This is a genomic window from Halomonas sp. SIMBA_159, assembly GCF_046536035.1.
In the GTDB taxonomy this organism is placed as follows: domain Bacteria; phylum Pseudomonadota; class Gammaproteobacteria; order Pseudomonadales; family Halomonadaceae; genus Vreelandella; species Vreelandella venusta_A.
Genome location: NZ_JAWJBT010000011.1, coordinates 100,127 through 119,412, shown reverse-complemented (window position 1 = coordinate 119,412; position 19,286 = coordinate 100,127). Strand labels below are relative to the sequence as shown.

Below are 19,286 nucleotides of genomic sequence, written 5' to 3'. Positions count from 1 at the left end.
CTCGCGTTAGGCGTCGATCTGCGTCTGCGTCGACTTGTAGATACGTACCTTGGTACCGTCTTCCTTAACTTGGAAGCCGACGCGATCCGCCTTACCGGTCTCCGAATTGAAGATGGCTACGTTGGACGCGTGAATCGGAGCCTCACGCTCGACGATACCGCCCTGATTTCCCGCCATGGGATTAGGCTTGGTGTGACGTTTAATCATGTTCACACCGGACACCACGAAGCGGTTTTCTAATACCCGCTTAACGGTGCCACGTTTGCCTTTATCCTTCCCGGCGATGACGATGACTTCATCGTCACGTTTGATCTTTTGCATATCCGCCTCGCTCCTTACAGCACTTCAGGCGCTAGGGAAATGATCTTCATGAACTTCTCATTACGAAGTTCACGAGTTACCGGCCCGAAGATACGCGTGCCGATCGGCTGTTCGTTGGTGTTATTCAACAAAACTGCCGCATTTCCATCGAAACGGATCAGCGAACCGTCACTACGACGGACGCCACTACGGGTGCGAACGACAACCGCTTTCAGCACTTGGCCTTTTTTGACCTTACCGCGCGGAATCGCTTCTTTCACCGTTACCTTAATGACGTCACCAACGCGGGCGTAGCGACGGTGTGAACCGCCTAACACCTTGATGCATTGCACCCGGCGCGCTCCGCTGTTGTCGGCGACATCCAGCATTGTCTGAGTCTGAATCATCGGTTTTCTCCAAACCTAATCTGACTGCACTGGTTGGCAAGCTAGGGATTAACCCTTGGCTTGTTCAACCACCTCGACCAGCGTCCAGGCTTTCTTCTTGGAAAGCGGACGGCACTCCTGAATGGAAACCGTATCGCCTGCCTTTGCCTGGTTCGCCTCATCATGGGCGTGCAGCTTGGTGGAGCGCTTAACGTATTTTCCGTAGATCGGGTGACGCTCACGACGCTCGATCATGACGACGATGGACTTATCCATCTTGTCGCTAACCACCTTGCCGGTTAGCGTACGTGTTTTTTTCTCTTCGGCCATCTCAATCACCTGCCTTCTCGTTGAGCATAGTCTTAACGCGGGCGATATCCCGACGGACCTGCTTGAGCAGATGAGTCTGGCTCAGTTGGCCAGTGGCCTTCTGCATGCGCAGGTTAAACTGCTCGCGGAGGAGCTCGAGGAGCTGCTCTTGGAGCTCTCCTGCGGACTTTTCACGAATTTCCTGGGCTTTCATCACATCACCGTCCGTTTCGCAAAGGTGGTGGACAGGGGCATCTTCTGGGCGGCCAGTTCAAATGCTTCACGGGCCAGCTCTTCGGATACACCTTCAATTTCATACAGGACCCGACCCGGCTGGATCTGGGCTACCCAGTACTCAACTGAACCTTTACCCTTACCCATACGAACTTCGAGCGGCTTCTTGGAGATCGGCTTATCAGGGAAAACGCGGATCCAAATCTTACCGCCACGCTTGACGTGACGTGTGATCGCACGACGGCCGGCTTCGATCTGACGCGCAGTGATGCGGCCACGACCGGTTGCTTTGAGACCGTATTCCCCGAAGCTGATCTTGCTTCCGCGATGCGCCAAGCCACGGTTGCGGCCTTTCATCATCTTGCGGAATTTCATACGCTTGGGCTGTAACATCGACTCGCTCTCCCCTTACCTGGAACCTTTCTTCTTGGGCGCGTTGCCGGCAGGCTGCTGTTGCTTAGCCTTGGCACGTACTTCCTCGATACCGCCGAGGATTTCGCCCTTGAAGATCCACACTTTGACGCCGATGACGCCGTAGGTGGTGTGAGCTTCGTAAGTGGCGTAGTCGATGTCCGCACGCAGAGTGTGCAACGGAACGCGACCTTCGCGGTACCATTCGGTACGTGCGATTTCGGCACCACCAAGACGACCTGACAGCTGAATCTTGATGCCGCCAGCGCCAAGACGCATTGCGTTTTGTACCGCGCGCTTCATCGCACGACGGAACATAACGCGACGCTCAAGCTGACCTGCTACGTTAGCAGCAACCAGCTTGGCATCCAGCTCCGGCTTGCGAACTTCTTCAATGTTCACATGAACCGGGACACCCATCATCTCGGTGAGATCGCGACGCAGACGGTCGACATCTTCACCTTTCTTACCAATCACGATACCCGGACGGGCAGTGTGAATGGTGATGCGGGCATTGTTAGCCGGACGCTCGATGTGAATGCGGCTTACGGAGGCGTTTTTCAAACGCTCTTCCAGGAAGCTGCGCACTTCGAGATCGTTGTTGAGCTTATCGGCATAGGCGCCGCGCTCGGCATACCAGACAGAAGCATGGTCTTTGACGATGCCCAGTCGAATGCCTGTTGGATTGACTTTCTGACCCATCTGGTCGACTCCTACTTCTCGGCTACCTTGACGGTGATGTGGCAGGTGCGCTTCAAGATACGATCCGCACGGCCTTTGGCGCGCGGCTTGATACGCTTAAGCGTCATGCCCTCATCGACGCAGATGGTCGAGACACGCAGCTCGTCGATGTCCATGCCGTTGTTTTCTTCCGCATTCGCGATGGCGGACTGAAGCACTTTCTTGACCAGTTTGGCAGCCTTCTTCGGGGAGAAGGTCAGCAGGTCAAGAGCTTCGGCGACCGGTTTACCGCGCACCTGGTCAGCCACCAAACGGGCCTTCTGTGCGGATAAAGCAGCGCCACTCAGCTTAGCTGTGACTTCCATCTCTTAATCCTCTCTGGCTTACCGTTTGGCTTTCTTGTCCGCCGCATGCCCGCGATATGTGCGAGTAGCAGCGAATTCGCCCAGCTTGTGACCAACCATTTCCTCGGAGACATGCACCGGGACGTGTTGGCGACCGTTATGGACAGCGATTGTGAGGCCTACCATGTTTGGCAGGATCATCGAACGACGCGACCAAGTCTTGATCGGTTTGCGATCGTTCTTCTCCACTGCAGCCTCTACCTTCTTCAAAAGATGAAGGTCAATGAAGGGACCTTTCTTTAGTGAACGTGGCACAGCCGTTACCTCTTAATGTCTTGGCAATTTAGATCAACGCGTCTTATTACGACGACGAATGATCAGCTTGTCGGTGCGCTTGTTCTTACGCGTCTTATGACCCTTAGTCGGCACACCCCATGGGGATACCGGGTGACGGCCACCACTGGTGCGGCCTTCGCCACCACCGTGCGGGTGATCCACCGGGTTCATCGCGACACCGCGAACAGTCGGACGCACGCCTCTCCAGCGCTTCGCACCGGCCTTGCCAAGTTGACGCAGGCTGTGCTCGGAGTTGCTCACTTCACCCAAGGTCGCGCGGCACTCAGCTAACACCTTACGCATTTCGCCAGAGCGAAGACGCAGGGTAGCGTAGTTACCTTCACGAGCAACCAGCTGGGCGCTAGTACCGGCACTGCGAGCAATCTGCGCACCTTTACCCGGCTTCAGTTCGATACCGTGAACGGTAGAACCAAGCGGAATATTGCGCAGCGGCAAGGCATTGCCTTTCTTGATGGGCGCGTTAACACCAGATTCCAGCACGTCACCCGCGCTGACACCTTTCGGTGCAATGATGTAACGACGCTCACCATCGGCATACTTCAGCAGTGCAATGTGCGCACTGCGGTTCGGATCGTGTTCCAGACGCTCAACGGTGGCCGGAATGCCATCTTTGGTGCGTTTGAAATCGATCAGCCGGTAATGCTGACGGTGACCACCGCCCACGTGGCGGGTAGTGATGCGACCGTAGTTGTTACGTCCACCGGACTTGGACTGTTTTTCCAAAAGCGGTGCATAAGCACGGCCTTTGTACAGTTCCTCACCAACGATCTTAACGACGTGGCGACGACCGGCGGATGTGGGTTTGGTCTTGACGATTGCCATTATCCGTACTCCTGCCCTTATTCGGCGCCAGAGAAGTCTTCGAGCGTTTCACCCGCAGCCAGGGTCACATACGCTTTGCGGTAACCCTTACGCAGGCCAACGCCGTGAGCAGTACGCTTAGTTTTACCCTTAACGTTCAGTACCTGAACGCTGCCGACCTTCTTGCCGAACAGTGCTTCAACGGCCTTCTTGATCTCGGGCTTGGTAGCATCGCTTGCCACCTTGAAAACGTACTGGTTGCGCTCGGCTGCCATCGCGGCCTTTTCGGTCACGTGCGGTCCAAGCAGAACCTTGAATACGCGTTCCTGGTTCATGCCAGCTTCTCCTCGAATTTACGCAGGGCGGAGACGGTGACCAGGACCTTATCAAAGGCAACCAGGCTCACCGGATCAGCTGCAGCGACATCCACCACGTCTACGTGGGGAAGGTTGCGTGCGGCCAGATAGAGCGTTTCGTCAACTTCTTCAGTCACGATCAACACTTTTTCAAGGTTGAGCTCTTTCAGCTTGGCAGCTACCTGCTTGGTCTTCGGCGCATCTACGCTGAACTCTTCAACAGCGACTAAACGCTCTTGACGTACCAGTTCAGACAGGATGGAACGCATCGCCGCGCGGTACATTTTGCGGTTAACTTTCTGGCTAAAGTCCTGAGGACGAGCCGCGAAAGTGACACCGCCGCTGCGCCACAGCGGAGAGCGAATGGTACCGGCACGTGCACGACCGGTGCCTTTCTGACGCCATGGCTTCTTACCACCACCACGTACATCGGAACGGCTCTTTTGAGCGCGAGTACCCTGACGACCACCAGCCAAATAGGCAGTGACGACCTGGTGAACCAGCGCTTCGTTGAATTCTTTGCCAAAAGTGGCGTCGGCTACTTCAACGGTACCCGTGCCTGCAGCAAGATTCAGATTCATTGGTAATTATCCCCTTCAGCCAGCTTTCACGGCGCTGCGAACGATAACGTTGCTACCGGTAGCTCCCGGTACAGCGCCCTTGATCAGCAGCAGGTTACGCTCGGCGTCGACACGGACGATCTCAAGGCTCTGTACGGTGCAACGGGTGTTACCCATTTGACCGGCCATTTTTTTGCCTTTAAATACGCGACCAGGTGTCTGACACATGCCGATAGAACCCGGCGCACGATGCGACAGGGAGTTACCATGGCTGTTGTCTTGGGTACGGAAGTTCCAGCGCTTAACAGCACCCTGGAAGCCTTTACCCTTAGAGGTGCCGGTCACGTCAATCATCTGACCAGCTTCAAAGAGGGATACGGTGATTTCGCCACCCACTTCAGGAGCTTCTTCGCCTTCAGAAAGGCGGAATTCCATCAGTGAACGACCAGCCTCAACACCCGCCTTGGCAAACTGTCCAGCTTGCGCTTTGGTGAGGTGCTTGGCTTTACGAGAACCTGTAGTCACCTGAACCGCTGCGTAGCCGTCAGACTCAATGGTCTTAACGCGCGTTACACGGTTAGGATCAACTTCAATAACGGTCACGGGCACGGATGCGCCATCTTCGGTAAAGACACGGGTCATCCCGGCCTTTTTACCGACTAAACCGATAGTCATACTCAGTCTCCTATAGTGTACGGGGCTATCACCCGCTATGGCTGCCCTTTCCAGAGCATTCCACTAGCACATTGTGTGGCGCCTCACGGCGCGGCGGCTGCTGCTCACATACTAGAAACGGTGAGCGCTGGGCCGCGAAGTGTCTAGTGTAATTAGTCGAGCTTGATTTGCACGTCTACGCCAGCGGCGAGATCGAGCTTCATCAATGCATCGACAGTTTTCTCGGTCGGCTCAACAATGTCGAGCACGCGCTTGTGCGTACGAATCTCATACTGGTCACGCGCATCTTTGTTGACGTGCGGTGAAATCAGGATGGTGTAGCGCTCGCGATTGGTCGGCAGCGGAATCGGACCACGTACCTGAGCACCAGTGCGCTTAGCGGTTTCAACAATCTCCGCTGTGGACTGATCGATCAGGCGATGGTCGAACGCTTTCAACCGAATGCGAATCTTTTGGTTCTGCATTTGCCCTAAACTCCAATGGATGTCGACGGCGCGAGCCGTCTACCCACGCATTCAAAGGATGCGCATTATAGGCACGCCAAAAGCACATGTCAAACATTTGCTCTTGGTGCGCAGAAAAGGGGGCTCGCAAGAGCCCCCTCTAATCATCAAGTAATCAGATTACTGAACGATTTTGGCCACAACGCCAGCACCAACGGTACGACCACCTTCGCGAATAGCGAAGCGCAGACCTTCGTCCATGGCGATCGGAGCGATCAGAGTAACAACCATTTGCACGTTGTCACCCGGCATGACCATTTCAACACCTTCCGGCAGTTCACAAGTACCAGTTACGTCAGTGGTACGGAAGTAGAACTGGGGACGGTAGCCCTTGAAGAAAGGCGTGTGACGACCACCTTCTTCTTTGGACAGTACGTATACTTCTGCTTCGAAGGTAGTGTGCGGCTTGATGGTGCCCGGCTTGGCCAGAACCTGACCACGCTCGACGTCATCACGCTTAGTACCACGCAGCAGGGCGCCAACGTTCTCACCAGCACGACCTTCGTCGAGCAGCTTACGGAACATTTCAACGCCAGTAACGATGGTTTTGGTGGTGTCGCGGATACCCACGATTTCCACTTCTTCACCGGCTTTCACGATACCGCGCTCTACACGACCGGTAACAACAGTACCACGGCCAGAGATAGAGAATACGTCTTCGATCGGCATCAGGAACGGCTGGTCGATAGCACGCTCCGGCTCAGGGATGTACTCATCCAGAGCTTTGATCAGGTTAGCTACCGCAGTAGTACCCATGCCGTTCTCGTCTTCACCGTTCAGTGCCATCAGGGCAGAACCAGTGATGATCGGCGTGTCGTCACCCGGGAAGTCGTACTGGTCGAGGAGTTCGCGAACTTCCATCTCTACCAGCTCGAGCAGCTCTTCGTCATCAACCATGTCCGCTTTGTTCAGGAACACAACGATGAACGGTACGCCAACCTGGCGAGACAGCAGGATGTGCTCGCGAGTCTGCGGCATCGGGCCGTCAGCAGCAGAACATACCAGGATCGCGCCGTCCATCTGCGCAGCACCGGTGATCATGTTCTTGACGTAGTCAGCGTGTCCCGGGCAGTCAACGTGAGCGTAGTGACGCTCTTCAGACTGGTACTCAACGTGAGACGTAGCGATGGTGATACCGCGCTCACGCTCTTCCGGAGCGTTATCGATGGTATCAAACTCGCGCCAGTCACCACCGAATACTTCGGCAGAAACGCGGGTCAGGGCCGCTGTCAGAGTCGTTTTACCGTGGTCGACGTGACCGATGGTGCCGACGTTGACGTGCGGTTTGGAACGTTCAAATTTTTCCTTAGCCACTGCTATAACCTCTTTACGTTAGCTAACGGTTAACCGTTTTGATTGATGACGGCTTCAACGACGCTGGAGGGCGCCTCGTCGTACTTCGAGAACTCCATGGAGTAGCTCGCACGGCCCTGGGTTTGTGAGCGCAGATCGGTTGCATAACCGAACATCTCGCCCAGTGGCACCGTCGCACGAATGACTTTACCAGAAGAGGAGTCATCCATACCCTGCACCAGACCGCGACGACGGCTCAGGTCACCCATGACGTCACCCATAAATTCTTCGGGGGTCACGATTTCGACCTTCATCACCGGCTCCAGCAGCACGGCCTTGGCCTTCCTGGCACCTTCTTTTACTGCCATAGAAGAAGCAATCTTAAACGCAGTCTCGTTCGAGTCCACGTCATGGAAGGAGCCATCAAACAGCGTTACTTTAACGTCGATCATCGGGTAACCCGCAATGACACCGTTTTTGAGCTGCTCAAAAGCACCCTTCTCAACCGCAGGTACGTATTCCTTAGGAACCGTGCCGCCTACGATCTCAGAGTTGAACTTGAAGAAGATCTCTTCTTCGCCTTCACCCTTCTCTTCTGCAGTCAGCGGCTCGATACGTAGCCATACGTGACCATACTGACCACGACCACCCGACTGACGTACGAACTTGCCTTCTTGCTCGATGTTGCCACGAATCGTTTCACGATAGGCAACCTGCGGCTTACCGATGTTAGCTTCAACCTTGAACTCGCGACGCATACGGTCAACGATGATGTCCAGGTGAAGTTCGCCCATACCAGAAATGATGGTCTGGCCGGTCTCTTCATCAGTTTTGACCTGGAAAGAGGGATCTTCCTGAGCCAGTTTGCCCAGTGCAACACCCATTTTCTCTTGGTCAGCCTTAGACTTCGGCTCAACGGCAACCGAGATTACCGGATCCGGGAACTCCATACGCTCGAGAACGATCTTGTTATCGATGTCACACAGTGTGTCACCCGTGGTCACATCTTTCAGACCGATACAAGCAGCGATGTCGCCCGCCAGTACTTCTTTGATCTCTTCGCGTGAGTTGGCGTGCATCTGTACGATACGACCAACACGCTCTTTCTTCTGCTTAACGGAGTTATAAACGCCGTCACCAGATTTCAGAACGCCTGAGTAAACGCGGATGAACGTCAGAGTACCAACAAAGGGGTCGGTGGCGATTTTAAATGCCAGCGCCGCAAACGGTGCACTGTCATCGGCTACACGGGTAGCGATGGTGCCGTCTTTGTCGTCCAACTCACCTTCAATCGCTTTAACTTCTGTCGGCGAAGGCATGTATTCAATAACGCCGTCCAGTACCGCCTGAACGCCTTTGTTTTTAAAGGCAGAACCACAGGTAACCAGAACGATATCATTTGCCAACGTGCGCGCACGCAGACCAGCCTTGATTTCAGCGACCGTTAGCTCGCCTTCTTCAAGGTACTTGTCCATCAGCTCTTCAGAGCCTTCAGCGGCAGCTTCGACCATCTCTTCACGATATTTCTCAGCGGTCTCTTGCAGTTCCGCCGGAATATCCACGAGATCGAAGTTCATACCCAGGCTGTCTTCGTCCCACAAGATGGCTTTCATCTCGATCAGGTCGATAACGCCTTTGAAATCTTCTTCCGTGCCCCAGTTAATCTGGATCGGCACAGCTTTAGCGCCTAAACGCTCTTTCAGCTGGTTAACAACCATGAAGAAGTCAGCGCCGGTACGGTCCATCTTGTTGACGAAGACCATGCGCGGAACTTCATACTTGTTAGCCTGACGCCATACAGTTTCGGTCTGCGGCTGAACGCCGGAGGAACCACACAGTACAACGACCGCACCATCAAGAACACGCAGTGAACGCTCAACTTCGATGGTGAAGTCAACGTGCCCAGGGGTGTCGATGATGTTGATACGGTGCTCATCAAACTGCTTGCTCATGCCCTGCCAGAAACAGGTAGTTGCAGCTGAGGTGATAGTAATACCACGCTCCTGCTCCTGCTCCATCCAGTCCATGGTCGCTGCACCGTCGTGTACTTCACCCACTTTATGGGAAAGACCGGTGTAGAACAGTACGCGTTCAGTTGTCGTGGTTTTACCCGCGTCAACGTGAGCGACGATACCGATATTGCGATAGCGATTTAGTGGAGTCTTGCGTGCCACGGTGAAGCTCCCGTTAGTTGGCGATGCTCGTTAATTCAGCGGTGCAGTCTTTGCCTATGCCACCGCCGCCATCGATAACGATAGCGGCGACGTGTTGCAACATGACGAAAAATTTCTTCAACGCAGCGCAACCGGCAAAAGAAAACACAAACTTAGAAACGCCGAGCTTAGAAACGATAGTGAGAGAAGGCCTTGTTGGCTTCTGCCATACGGTGCACGTCTTCACGCTTCTTAACAGCCGAGCCTTTGCCTTCAGCGGCATCCAGCATTTCACCTGCCAGGCGCTGAACCATCGTTTTCTCACCGCGACGACGCGCAGCGTCTACCAGCCAGCGCATTGCAAGCGCTTGGCGGCGTGACGGACGAACTTCAACCGGTACCTGATAGGTCGCACCACCTACGCGGCGCGATTTTACTTCGACCATCGGCTGGATAGTTTCCAGCGCTTTGTCGAAGATTTCCAGCGGCTCTTCTTTACTACGCTCGGCAACCTTGTCCAACGCACCATAGACGATACGCTCAGCTACGGACTTCTTGCCGCTGACCATCAGGTGGTTCATGAACTTCGCCAGACGCTCACTTCCGAACTTAGGATCCGGCAGGATTTCGCGTTTAGCTACAACTCTTCTTCTAGGCATGATAAGCCCTCAATTAAGGATCCTTCAGGTAAACCCGGGGCTAACATGCGCTAAAAGCGTTGCCCGACCTTACTCTTATCAGACCATCATATTCGTGTGAAAGGTAACGCCACAGCGCCACATGCGCTGCGATAAGCTGTCTTAGGACTTCGGACGCTTAGTACCGTACTTAGAACGACCCTGCTTACGGTTCTGTACGCCAGAGGTGTCAAGGGCGCCACGAACGGTGTGATAACGCACACCTGGCAAATCCTTTACACGACCGCCGCGGATCAGAACAACAGAGTGCTCTTGAAGGTTGTGACCTTCACCACCGATGTAAGAAGACACTTCAAAGCCGTTCGTCAGGCGCACACGGCAAACCTTACGCAGGGCTGAGTTAGGCTTCTTAGGGGTGGTGGTGTAAACGCGCGTACATACGCCACGTTTTTGCGGGCATGCCTGAAGCGCAGGCACGTCACTTTTGGTGACGGGGCGCTTGCGCGGCTTGCGCACTAGCTGATTAATCGTTGCCATGGTGTTTAGCTGACTCCAATGGTTGCCTTAGCCTTTAAACAAATACGGGCAGCGGATGCGGGCGCACCCACCCCACTGTTAAAGGCTGCGCATTCTAAAGGCTGACCCTAGGTGGCGTCAAGTCTTGCCGGTCGTTTACCAGCAAGATCGTGCCATTCAGGGCCAGCCACTCGTTGTTGCTCACTAACTACCGCTGGTTACAGATCGTCGTCTGAGTCCAGGGCGGTCAACTGAGCACCAAGCTCCTGTTCGACCTCGGTCGCCGAGGGATTGAACAGACGCTCTACGTCTTCGCGCTTGCGACGACGCTCTGCGTGGTGAGTCAGACCGGTACCTGCCGGAATCAGACGTCCAACCACCACGTTCTCTTTCAGGCCACGCAGATAATCGCGCTTGCCGGTAACCGCTGCTTCGGTCAGTACGCGAGTCGTTTCCTGGAACGACGCCGCCGAAATGAACGACTCAGTGGCCAAGCTGGCCTTGGTGATACCCAGCAGCAAGCGTTGATACTTGGCTGGGAACTTACCGTCTTTCTCAAGCCGTGCGTTCTGCTCAAGCACACGCACGAGCTCTGCCTGATCACCGGTGATGAAGTCAGAGTCACCAGAATCAGTGATCTCTACCTTACGCAGCATCTGACGCACGATAACTTCGATGTGCTTATCGTTGATGCCTACACCTTGTAGACGATAAACGTCCTGTACTTCGGCAGTGATGTATTTGGCCAGTTCCGCCACACCCAGCAGACGCAGGATATCGTGGGGGTTGCTCGGGCCATCCGAAATGACTTCACCCTTCTCAACCGCTTCACCTTCGAAGACGGCGATTTGACGCCATTTCGGGATCAGCGCTTCAAACGGATCGCCAGACTCCGGTGTAATCGTCAAACGACGCTTACCTTTGGTCTCTTTACCAAAGCTAATAACACCGCTGATTTCTGCAAGAATCGCAGACTCTTTCGGCTTACGCGCTTCGAACAAGTCGGCAACGCGCGGCAGACCACCGGTAATATCTTTGTTACCCGAGGCCTCAACCGGGATACGGGCAACCACTTCACCCACCCCAATCGTCGCACCATCATCTGCAGAGATAATAGAATTACCGGGCAACAGGTACTGTACCGGCGTGTTGGAGCCAGAAACAGATACGTACTCACCCGCCGCGTCTTTCAGCATCACCATCGGGCGTTTATCGCGACCCGCCATCGGGCGAGCGGCAGACTCAATAACTTCAATAGACGACAGGCCTGTCATCTCATCGACGCTGCGGTGCATGGTGACACCTTCGTCGAGGTCGATGAACTGCGCCTTACCTTCTACCTCGGCAATGATCGGATGCGTGTGCGGATCCCATTTAGCGACCACGGCACCGGCATCAACGACATCGCCATCACGTACGGAAAGCTCAGCACCGTAGGGCAGCTTGTAGTACTCACGCTCACGACCATGATCGTCGGCAACGGCCAGGGCGCTTGAACGAGACACGACAACCAGTTTGCCGTCGGCGCGCTCAACGTGCTTGATGTTGTGCAGGCGCACTTTACCGCCGTGCTTCACCTGAACGCTATCGACCGCAGATGAACGCGATGCCGCACCACCGATGTGGAACGTACGCATGGTCAGCTGGGTACCCGGCTCACCGATCGACTGTGCGGCAATAACACCGACAGACTCACCGATGTTGACCTGGTGACCACGGGCAAGGTCACGTCCATAACAGGACGAACACACGCCGTGAGCGGTATCACAGGTGATGGTTGAGCGAACGATAATTTCGTCCACACCCATGGTATCCAGCGATGCGCACCACTTCTCGTCGAGCAGCGTGCCGCGCGGAATCAATACTTCTTCCGTGCTCGGATCAACAACATCAATGGCTACCACACGACCCAGTACGCGCTGAGACAGCGGTACGATGATGTCGCCACCCTCGATGATCGGGTGCAGCGTCAGACCGTTTTCAGTGCCACAGTCGGTCTCGGTAATGACCAAGTCCTGGGCAACGTCGACCAGACGACGCGTCAGGTAACCGGAGTTGGCCGTTTTCAGGGCCGTATCCGCCAGACCTTTACGTGCACCGTGGGTCGAGATGAAGTACTGAAGTACGTTCAGACCTTCACGGAAGTTGGCCACGATCGGCGTTTCGATGATCGAGCCATCCGGCTTGGCCATCAGGCCACGCATACCCGCCAGCTGACGAATCTGTGCAGCACTACCACGAGCACCGGAGTCGGCCATGATGAAGACGCTATTGAAGGAGTCTTGCTCTACTTCATTACCGTCACGATCAATGACCGTCTCTTTCGAGATACCGACCATCATGGCCTTGGCAACTTTATCGTTCGCCTTGGACCAGATATCGATAACCTTGTTGTACTTCTCACCCGCCGTTACCAGACCAGAAGAGAACTGATCTTCGATCTCTTTCACTTCCGCTTCCGCGGCGTCAACGATCTCGGTTTTGGCATCGGGGATAACGAAGTCGTTAACACCGATAGAGGCGCCGGACCACGTCGCCAGACGGAAACCGGTATACATCAGCTGGTCAGCGAAGATGACGGTCGGCTTAAGGCCAGCACGACGATACACTTCGTTGATCAGACTGGAGATCGCCTTCTTCTTCATCGGCTGGTCGATCAGTGCGAACGGCACACCTTCCGGCAGAATGCGGAACAGCAGCGCACGGCCCACAGTGGTGTCGTAAACGCGACGGTGGAAACTACGCGCACCGGTCTCTTCTTCGACATCCACTTCGTCCAGACGCACTTTCACGCGGGCGTGAAGTGAGACGGACTGAGTACCAAATGCGCGCTCTACCTCATTAAGGCCAGAGAACACCATGCCTTCGCCTTTGGCGTTGATCTTTTCGCGGGTCATGTAGTAAAGACCCAGAACAACGTCTTGCGACGGTACGATGATGGGCTCGCCGTTGGCAGGCGACAGCACGTTGTTGGTGGCCATCATCAGCGCACGGGCTTCGAGCTGCGCTTCCAGCGTCAGCGGTACGTGAACCGCCATCTGGTCACCGTCGAAGTCGGCGTTATAGGCCGCACAAACGAGCGGGTGCAGCTGGATCGCCTTACCTTCGATCAGCAGCGGCTCAAACGCCTGGATGCCCAAACGGTGCAGCGTCGGCGCACGGTTCAAGAGCACCGGGTGTTCGCGGATAACGTCGGCCAGGATGTCCCAGACTTCAGGCAGTTCGCGCTCAACCATCTTCTTCGCCGCTTTGATCGTGGACGCATGGCCCAGCGATTGAAGCTTGGAGTAGATGAACGGCTTGAACAGCTCAAGCGCCATTTTCTTCGGCAGACCACACTGGTGCAGGCGCAGGGTCGGGCCGACGGTAATCACCGAACGGCCTGAGTAGTCTACGCGCTTACCCAACAAGTTCTGACGGAAACGACCCTGCTTACCTTTGATCATATCGGCAAGCGATTTCAGCGGGCGCTTGTTAGAGCCGGTAATCGCACGGCCACGGCGGCCGTTATCCAGCAGTGCGTCGACCGCTTCCTGCAGCATACGCTTCTCGTTGCGCACGATGATATCCGGTGCATTGAGGTCCAGCAGACGCTTCAGACGGTTGTTACGGTTGATCACACGACGGTAAAGGTCGTTAAGATCGGAGGTCGCGAAACGGCCACCGTCCAGCGGTACCAGCGGACGCAGATCCGGCGGCAGCACGGGCAGTACTTCCATGACCATCCACGCCGGCGCATTGCCGGAGTGATAGAACGCTTCTAGCAGTTTCAGGCGCTTAGACAGCTTCTTGATCTTGGTTTCAGAGTTGGTCTGCGGAATTTCTTCACGCAGGTGGTTAATCTCTTCTTCCAGATCGATGTCTTTCAGCAGCTCTTGGACCGCTTCAGCACCCATACGGGCGTCGAAGTCGTCGCCGAACTCTTCTAGCGCTTCGAAGTACTGCTCGTCGTTCAACAGCTGACCACGCTCCAGCGTGGTCATGCCTGGGTCGATAACGACAAAGCTTTCAAAGTAGAGCACGCGCTCGATATCACGCAGGGTCATATCGAGGAACATACCGATACGCGACGGCAGTGATTTCAGGAACCAAATGTGAGCGACCGGCGATGCCAGCTCGATATGGCCCATGCGCTCGCGGCGCACGGCAGCCTTGGTGACTTCAACGCCACACTTCTCACAGATGATACCGCGGTGCTTCATGCGCTTATATTTGCCGCACAAGCACTCGTAGTCTTTTACCGGACCAAAAATCTTGGCGCAGAACAGGCCGTCCCGCTCCGGTTTAAAGGTACGGTAGTTAATGGTCTCAGGCTTCTTCACCTCGCCAAACGACCAGGAGCGAATCATGTCCGGCGACGCGAGGGTAATCTTGATCGCGTCGAACTCTTCGGACTGAGACTGCGATTTGAGTACTTTCACCAAATCTTTCATATGACGGCTCCTAGCTCTCTAACTCGATATCGATGCCCAGCGAGCGGATTTCCTTCACGAGTACGTTGAAGGATTCCGGCATGCCTGCCTGCATGGTGTGGTCGCCATCCACGATGTTTTTATACATCTTGGTGCGGCCTTCGACGTCGTCCGACTTGACGGTGAGCATCTCTTGTAGCGTGTACGCGGCGCCGTATGCTTCCAACGCCCACACTTCCATCTCACCGAAGCGCTGACCACCGAACTGCGCCTTACCACCCAGCGGCTGCTGCGTAACAAGCGAGTAAGAACCGGTAGAACGCGCGTGCATCTTGTCGTCTACCAAGTGGTTAAGCTTCAGCATGTACATGTAGCCAACGGTAACCGGACGGTCAAACGCATCGCCAGTACGACCATCGTACAGCGCCATTTGGCCAGACTCAGGAATGTCCGCTAGCTTCAGCAGATGCTTGATCTCGTGCTCTTTGGCACCGTCAAACACCGGCGTGGCCATCGGCACACCGCCTTTGAGGTTCTTCGCCAGCGCGATAACTTCGTCATCGGTCAGCGAGTCGATATCCTCAACACGGGTACCCGGCGTGTTATACACCTGGCCCAGGAAGTCACGAATTTCAGCAACCTGCTGGCCGCGAGCATCACGCAGCATGGCGTCAATCTTGACTCCGAGACCACGTGCCGCCATACCCAAGTGGGTTTCCAGGATCTGACCGACGTTCATACGCGACGGTACGCCCAGCGGGTTCAGCACCACGTCCACCGGCTCGCCCTTCTCGTCGAACGGCATGTCTTCGATGGGCATGATCGCAGAGATAACACCTTTGTTACCGTGACGACCGGCCATCTTGTCACCGGGCTGAATGCGACGCTTCACCGCCATGTAGACTTTGACGATTTTCAGCACGCCCGGTGCGAGGTCGTCGCCCTGGGTCAGCTTGCGCTTCTTATCTTCGAAACGCTCGTCCATCTCTTTACGGCGGTTCTCGAGCTGCTCATCGGCCTGGGCCAGCAGTTCGTTGTAGGCTTCATCCTGCATGCGCAGTTTGAACCACTGCTGACGCGGCAGCTCGTCGAGGTAATCCTCGTCCAGCACGTCACCTTTCTTCAGGTTCGGGCCGCCATTAACCGCTTGGCCATCCAGCGTACGCTTGAGACGCTCAAAGGTTGCGTCTTCGGCAATACGGTAGGTTTCCTGAAGATCCTTGCGCACTTCGTCCAGCTGCATCTGCTCGATGGAGAGCGCACGGGAGTCTTTCTCAACGCCGTCACGAGTAAACACCTGAACGTCGATGACCGTACCTTTCATGCCGGTAGGGGCACGCAGGGAAGTATCTTTAACGTCAGACGCTTTCTCACCGAAGATGGCACGCAGCAGCTTCTCTTCTGGTGTCAGCTGGGTTTCACCTTTCGGCGTTACCTTACCGACCAGAATGTCGCCGGGGCCAACTTCAGCGCCGATGTACACAACGCCCGCTTCGTCCAGTTTACCCAGCGCGGATTCACCGACGTTGGGAATATCAGACGTAATCTCTTCCGGCCCTAACTTGGTGTCGCGAGACACACAGGTCAGTTCCTGAATGTGAATTGTGGTGAAACGGTCTTCTTGAACAACCCGCTCTGACAGCAGGATGGAGTCCTCGAAGTTGTAACCGTTCCAGGGCATGAACGCGATGCGCATGTTCTGGCCAAGCGCCAGGTCACCCATGTCGACAGACGGGCCATCGGCCAGAATGTCACCACGTGCAACGCTGTCACCAGGACGCACGATGGGGCGCTGGTTCATACAGGTGTTCTGGTTAGAACGGGTATATTTGGTCAGGTTGTAGATGTCGACACCGGCTTCACCGCCAATGATTTCATCTTCATGAACCCGAACCACCACGCGACGCGCATCAACGGAGTCGATCACACCGCCACGACGTGCCACGGCACAAACACCGGAGTCACGGGCAACGAAACGCTCCATACCGGTACCCACGAGCGGCTTATCAGCGCGCAGCGTCGGAACGGCCTGACGCTGCATGTTCGCACCCATCAAGGCGCGGTTAGCATCATCGTGCTCAAGGAACGGAATCAGTGCCGCCGCGACCGATACAACCTGACGCGGAGATACGTCCATCAGCGTCACTTGCTCAGGACGCATAAAGGTCGTTTCACCACGGTGGCGTACCTGTACCAGGTCATCAATCAGCTTGCCAGACTCGTCAACCGCCGCCGATGCCTGGGCGATAACGAAGTCACCTTCCTCAATCGCTGACAGGTGAACGATATCGTCAGTGACCTGACAGGCATTCACTTTGCGGTACGGTGTTTCCAAGAAGCCGTAGCTGTTGGTATGACTGTACGTTGCCAGTGAGTTGATCAGACCGATGTTCGGGCCTTCCGGCGTTTCGATTGGGCACAGACGGCCGTAGTGCGTGGCGTGTACGTCACGTACTTCGAAGCCTGCACGCTCACGGGTCAGACCACCCGGGCCGAGTGCAGACACACGACGCTTGTGAGTCACCTCAGAGAGCGGGTTGTTCTGGTCCATGAACTGGGAAAGCTGGCTAGAACCAAAGAACTCTTTCACCGCCGCCGCAACGGGCTTGGCGTTGATCAAATCTTGCGGCATCAGGCCTTCGCTTTCCGCCATGGAAAGACGCTCTTTCACCGCGCGCTCAACGCGCACCAAGCCGACACGGAACTGGTTTTCGGCCATTTCGCCTACGCAGCGAATACGACGGTTACCCAGGTGATCGATATCGTCCACGTCGCCGAAGCCGTTACGGATATTGATCAGCTCGCGCAGCACATCCAGGATGTCTTTGCGATCCAGTACGCCGGAACCGGTGTCGCTTTCACGACGCAGGCGGCGGTTGAACTTCATGCGACCAACGCCCGACAGGTCGTAGCGGTCTTCGGTGAAGAACAGATTATGGAACAGCGTCTCAGCGGCCTCTTTGGTGGGCGGCTCGCCGGGGCGCATCATGCGGTAGATTTCCACCAGCGCTTCAAGCGCTGAACCCGTACCATCAAGCTTCAGGGTATCGGAAATGAACGAACCGCAGTCGAGGTCGTTGGTGTACAGCGTTTCGATATGCGTGATACCGCCCTGAGCCATACGCTCGAGGACTTCCGGGGTAATCTCCGTATTACACGGGCAGATCAGCTCACCGGTTTTGGTATCAATCTGGTCTTTCGCCAGCGTTTTGCCGAACAGGTACTCCATCGGCACTTCCAGGCGCTCAAGGCCGGCTTTTTCAAGCTGACGAATGTGCTTCTGGGTGATCCGGCGGCCTTCTTCAACAATCACTTCACCTTCGCCATCCTTGATGTCGAAGGTAGCGGTTTCACCACGCAGGCGTGACGGCACCAGCTCCACGGAGAAGCCAGACTTCTCAATGTGGAATTTGCTGGTTTCGAAGAACTCCGCCAGGATCTCTTCGGTGCTCATGCCCAACGCGCGCATCAACACGGACGCCGGCAGTTTGCGGCGACGGTCGATACGGACAAAGACGTTGTCTTTGGGGTCGAACTCGAAGTCCAGCCAGGAGCCACGGTAAGGAATCACGCGAGCAGAGTAGAGCAACTTACCAGAAGAGTGGCTCTTGCCTTTATCGTGATCAAAGAACACACCGGGTGAGCGGTGGAGCTGGGAAACGATAACCCGCTCAGTACCGTTGATCACAAAGGTACCGTTCTCAGTCATCAGGGGGATTTCCCCCATGTAGACTTCTTGCTCTTTGATATCCTTGATTGCCTTGTTCGAGGAGTCGCGATCATAGATGATCAAGCGAACCTTGACACGCAGCGGGGCGGAGTATGTCACACCACGCAGCTGGCACTCTTTAACGTCGAACGCCGGCGTACCAAAGCGGTAGCTAACGTACTCCAGGGCCGCATTGCCGGAGAAGCTCTCGATCGGGAACACGGACTTGAACGCCGCGTGCAGGCCAACCTCGTGGCGCTCGTCGGGCGAACGATCCTGCTGGAGAAAGTCGTAGTAGGAATCAAGCTGGATGGCCAGCAAGTAAGGCACATCCATCACTTGGGGCAGTTTGCCGAAATCCTTGCGGATGCGTTTTTTCTCAGTATATGAGTAAGCCATCTGTATTCCCCAGCTTGTTCACCATGGGTGACCGATGCGTGGTCATCTGCCCCGCGGGCGTTTCAGACGCAGACAGCAAGCTCCTAAATCGGTAGCTCGCCGTCAAAAATCTTGATAGATAACAGTGTTACAGTAGTGCTGTTCGCGCTTTGCTGTCGCTTGCTCTAGCATCACTCGCGCTTCACAACTTACGCGTTACAACAACGTACGCTTCACAACAACGGTCTTACTGTTTTGCTGCTTTTTACC

At 55.4% G+C, this 19,286-nt stretch carries 19 protein-coding genes; all 19 read right to left on the bottom strand.

All coding sequences use genetic code 11. The features are described 5' to 3' along the window. Positions 1-6: 6 nt before the first annotated feature. Positions 7-321, bottom strand: a complete 315-nt coding sequence (gene rplX / locus R0J87_RS09030) for a 50S ribosomal protein L24 (protein WP_009723895.1) — start codon at positions 319-321, stop codon at positions 7-9. Between the two features lie 14 nt (positions 322-335). Continuing rightward, positions 336-707 carry a 50S ribosomal protein L14 gene (gene rplN / locus R0J87_RS09025; protein ID WP_009723896.1) on the bottom strand — a complete coding sequence of 124 codons (372 nt, stop codon included), beginning with the start codon at positions 705-707 and terminating at the stop codon, positions 336-338. A 48-nt stretch (positions 708-755) separates the two neighbouring features. Continuing rightward, a complete protein-coding gene (rpsQ, locus tag R0J87_RS09020) occupies positions 756-1,016 on the bottom strand; it encodes a 30S ribosomal protein S17 (protein WP_009723897.1) in 261 nt (86 codons plus the stop codon). Position 1,017: 1 nt separating this feature from the next. Continuing rightward, positions 1,018-1,209, bottom strand: a complete 192-nt coding sequence (rpmC, locus tag R0J87_RS09015; RefSeq protein ID WP_096276518.1) for a 50S ribosomal protein L29 — start codon at positions 1,207-1,209, stop codon at positions 1,018-1,020. Continuing rightward, on the bottom strand, positions 1,209-1,622 hold the full coding sequence (rplP, locus tag R0J87_RS09010; protein ID WP_007112000.1) for a 50S ribosomal protein L16: 414 nt from the start codon (positions 1,620-1,622) through the stop codon (positions 1,209-1,211). The genes rpmC and rplP overlap by 1 nt, the downstream gene beginning before the upstream one ends. Before the next feature lie 15 nt (positions 1,623-1,637). After that, positions 1,638-2,342, bottom strand: coding sequence for a 30S ribosomal protein S3 (gene rpsC, locus R0J87_RS09005; RefSeq protein WP_018917731.1), 705 nt, complete (start codon positions 2,340-2,342; stop codon positions 1,638-1,640). A gap of 11 nt (positions 2,343-2,353) precedes the next feature. Beyond that, positions 2,354-2,686, bottom strand: coding sequence for a 50S ribosomal protein L22 (gene rplV, locus R0J87_RS09000; protein ID WP_044628831.1), 333 nt, complete (start codon positions 2,684-2,686; stop codon positions 2,354-2,356). 18 nt (positions 2,687-2,704) lie between these two features. After that, entirely contained in the window at positions 2,705-2,980 is a 276-nt protein-coding gene (gene rpsS / locus R0J87_RS08995) for a 30S ribosomal protein S19 (protein ID WP_009098993.1), read from the bottom strand. Between the two features lie 33 nt (positions 2,981-3,013). Beyond that, positions 3,014-3,844: a 50S ribosomal protein L2 gene (rplB, locus tag R0J87_RS08990; protein ID WP_009723901.1), complete on the bottom strand. Its 831-nt coding sequence runs from the start codon at positions 3,842-3,844 to the stop codon at positions 3,014-3,016. Positions 3,845-3,861: 17 nt separating this feature from the next. Further along, the gene (gene rplW / locus R0J87_RS08985) at positions 3,862-4,158 is read right to left on the bottom strand and encodes a 50S ribosomal protein L23 (RefSeq protein WP_009723902.1); all 297 of its coding nucleotides are present in this window, start codon (positions 4,156-4,158) and stop codon (positions 3,862-3,864) included. Then, positions 4,155-4,760 carry a 50S ribosomal protein L4 gene (gene rplD / locus R0J87_RS08980; RefSeq protein ID WP_404344522.1) on the bottom strand — a complete coding sequence of 202 codons (606 nt, stop codon included), beginning with the start codon at positions 4,758-4,760 and terminating at the stop codon, positions 4,155-4,157. The genes rplW and rplD overlap by 4 nt, the downstream gene beginning before the upstream one ends. A 15-nt stretch (positions 4,761-4,775) precedes the next feature. Continuing rightward, a complete protein-coding gene (gene rplC, locus R0J87_RS08975; protein ID WP_188640073.1) occupies positions 4,776-5,414 on the bottom strand; it encodes a 50S ribosomal protein L3 in 639 nt (212 codons plus the stop codon). A 152-nt stretch (positions 5,415-5,566) separates the two neighbouring features. Next, positions 5,567-5,878: a 30S ribosomal protein S10 gene (gene rpsJ, locus R0J87_RS08970; RefSeq protein WP_009098983.1), complete on the bottom strand. Its 312-nt coding sequence runs from the start codon at positions 5,876-5,878 to the stop codon at positions 5,567-5,569. Between the two features lie 159 nt (positions 5,879-6,037). Next, positions 6,038-7,231 carry an elongation factor Tu gene (gene tuf / locus R0J87_RS08965; protein WP_311065888.1) on the bottom strand — a complete coding sequence of 398 codons (1,194 nt, stop codon included), beginning with the start codon at positions 7,229-7,231 and terminating at the stop codon, positions 6,038-6,040. 29 nt (positions 7,232-7,260) lie between these two features. Next, positions 7,261-9,384, bottom strand: coding sequence for an elongation factor G (gene fusA / locus R0J87_RS08960; RefSeq protein ID WP_404344521.1), 2,124 nt, complete (start codon positions 9,382-9,384; stop codon positions 7,261-7,263). A gap of 167 nt (positions 9,385-9,551) precedes the next feature. Further along, entirely contained in the window at positions 9,552-10,022 is a 471-nt protein-coding gene (gene rpsG, locus R0J87_RS08955) for a 30S ribosomal protein S7 (protein WP_016915771.1), read from the bottom strand. Positions 10,023-10,163: 141 nt separating this feature from the next. Then, the gene (rpsL, locus tag R0J87_RS08950; RefSeq protein WP_009098973.1) at positions 10,164-10,538 is read right to left on the bottom strand and encodes a 30S ribosomal protein S12; all 375 of its coding nucleotides are present in this window, start codon (positions 10,536-10,538) and stop codon (positions 10,164-10,166) included. A 197-nt stretch (positions 10,539-10,735) separates the two neighbouring features. Then, a complete protein-coding gene (rpoC, locus tag R0J87_RS08945) occupies positions 10,736-14,950 on the bottom strand; it encodes a DNA-directed RNA polymerase subunit beta' (RefSeq protein ID WP_498885660.1) in 4,215 nt (1,404 codons plus the stop codon). A 10-nt stretch (positions 14,951-14,960) separates the two neighbouring features. Then, positions 14,961-19,037, bottom strand: a complete 4,077-nt coding sequence (gene rpoB / locus R0J87_RS08940; RefSeq protein ID WP_404344519.1) for a DNA-directed RNA polymerase subunit beta — start codon at positions 19,035-19,037, stop codon at positions 14,961-14,963. Positions 19,038-19,286 lie beyond the last annotated feature (249 nt).

Coding starts and splice junctions, on each gene's coding strand:
- rplP (WP_007112000.1), bottom strand. CDS start 1,622: ATGTTACAGCCCAAGCGTATGAAATTCCGCAAGATGATGAAAGGCCGC.
- rplV (WP_044628831.1), bottom strand. CDS start 2,686: ATGGAAGTCACAGCTAAGCTGAGTGGCGCTGCTTTATCCGCACAGAAG.
- rplD (WP_404344522.1), bottom strand. CDS start 4,760: ATGAATCTGAATCTTGCTGCAGGCACGGGTACCGTTGAAGTAGCCGAC.
- rplX (WP_009723895.1), bottom strand. CDS start 321: ATGCAAAAGATCAAACGTGACGATGAAGTCATCGTCATCGCCGGGAAG.
- rplN (WP_009723896.1), bottom strand. CDS start 707: ATGATTCAGACTCAGACAATGCTGGATGTCGCCGACAACAGCGGAGCG.
- rpmC (WP_096276518.1), bottom strand. CDS start 1,209: ATGAAAGCCCAGGAAATTCGTGAAAAGTCCGCAGGAGAGCTCCAAGAG.
- rpsC (WP_018917731.1), bottom strand. CDS start 2,342: ATGGGTCAGAAAGTCAATCCAACAGGCATTCGACTGGGCATCGTCAAA.
- rpsL (WP_009098973.1), bottom strand. CDS start 10,538: ATGGCAACGATTAATCAGCTAGTGCGCAAGCCGCGCAAGCGCCCCGTC.
- rplW (WP_009723902.1), bottom strand. CDS start 4,158: ATGAACCAGGAACGCGTATTCAAGGTTCTGCTTGGACCGCACGTGACC.
- rpsJ (WP_009098983.1), bottom strand. CDS start 5,878: ATGCAGAACCAAAAGATTCGCATTCGGTTGAAAGCGTTCGACCATCGC.
- rpsQ (WP_009723897.1), bottom strand. CDS start 1,016: ATGGCCGAAGAGAAAAAAACACGTACGCTAACCGGCAAGGTGGTTAGC.
- rpoB (WP_404344519.1), bottom strand. CDS start 19,037: ATGGCTTACTCATATACTGAGAAAAAACGCATCCGCAAGGATTTCGGC.
- rplB (WP_009723901.1), bottom strand. CDS start 3,844: ATGGCAATCGTCAAGACCAAACCCACATCCGCCGGTCGTCGCCACGTC.
- rpsG (WP_016915771.1), bottom strand. CDS start 10,022: ATGCCTAGAAGAAGAGTTGTAGCTAAACGCGAAATCCTGCCGGATCCT.
- rpoC (WP_498885660.1), bottom strand. CDS start 14,950: ATGAAAGATTTGGTGAAAGTACTCAAATCGCAGTCTCAGTCCGAAGAG.
- rplC (WP_188640073.1), bottom strand. CDS start 5,414: ATGACTATCGGTTTAGTCGGTAAAAAGGCCGGGATGACCCGTGTCTTT.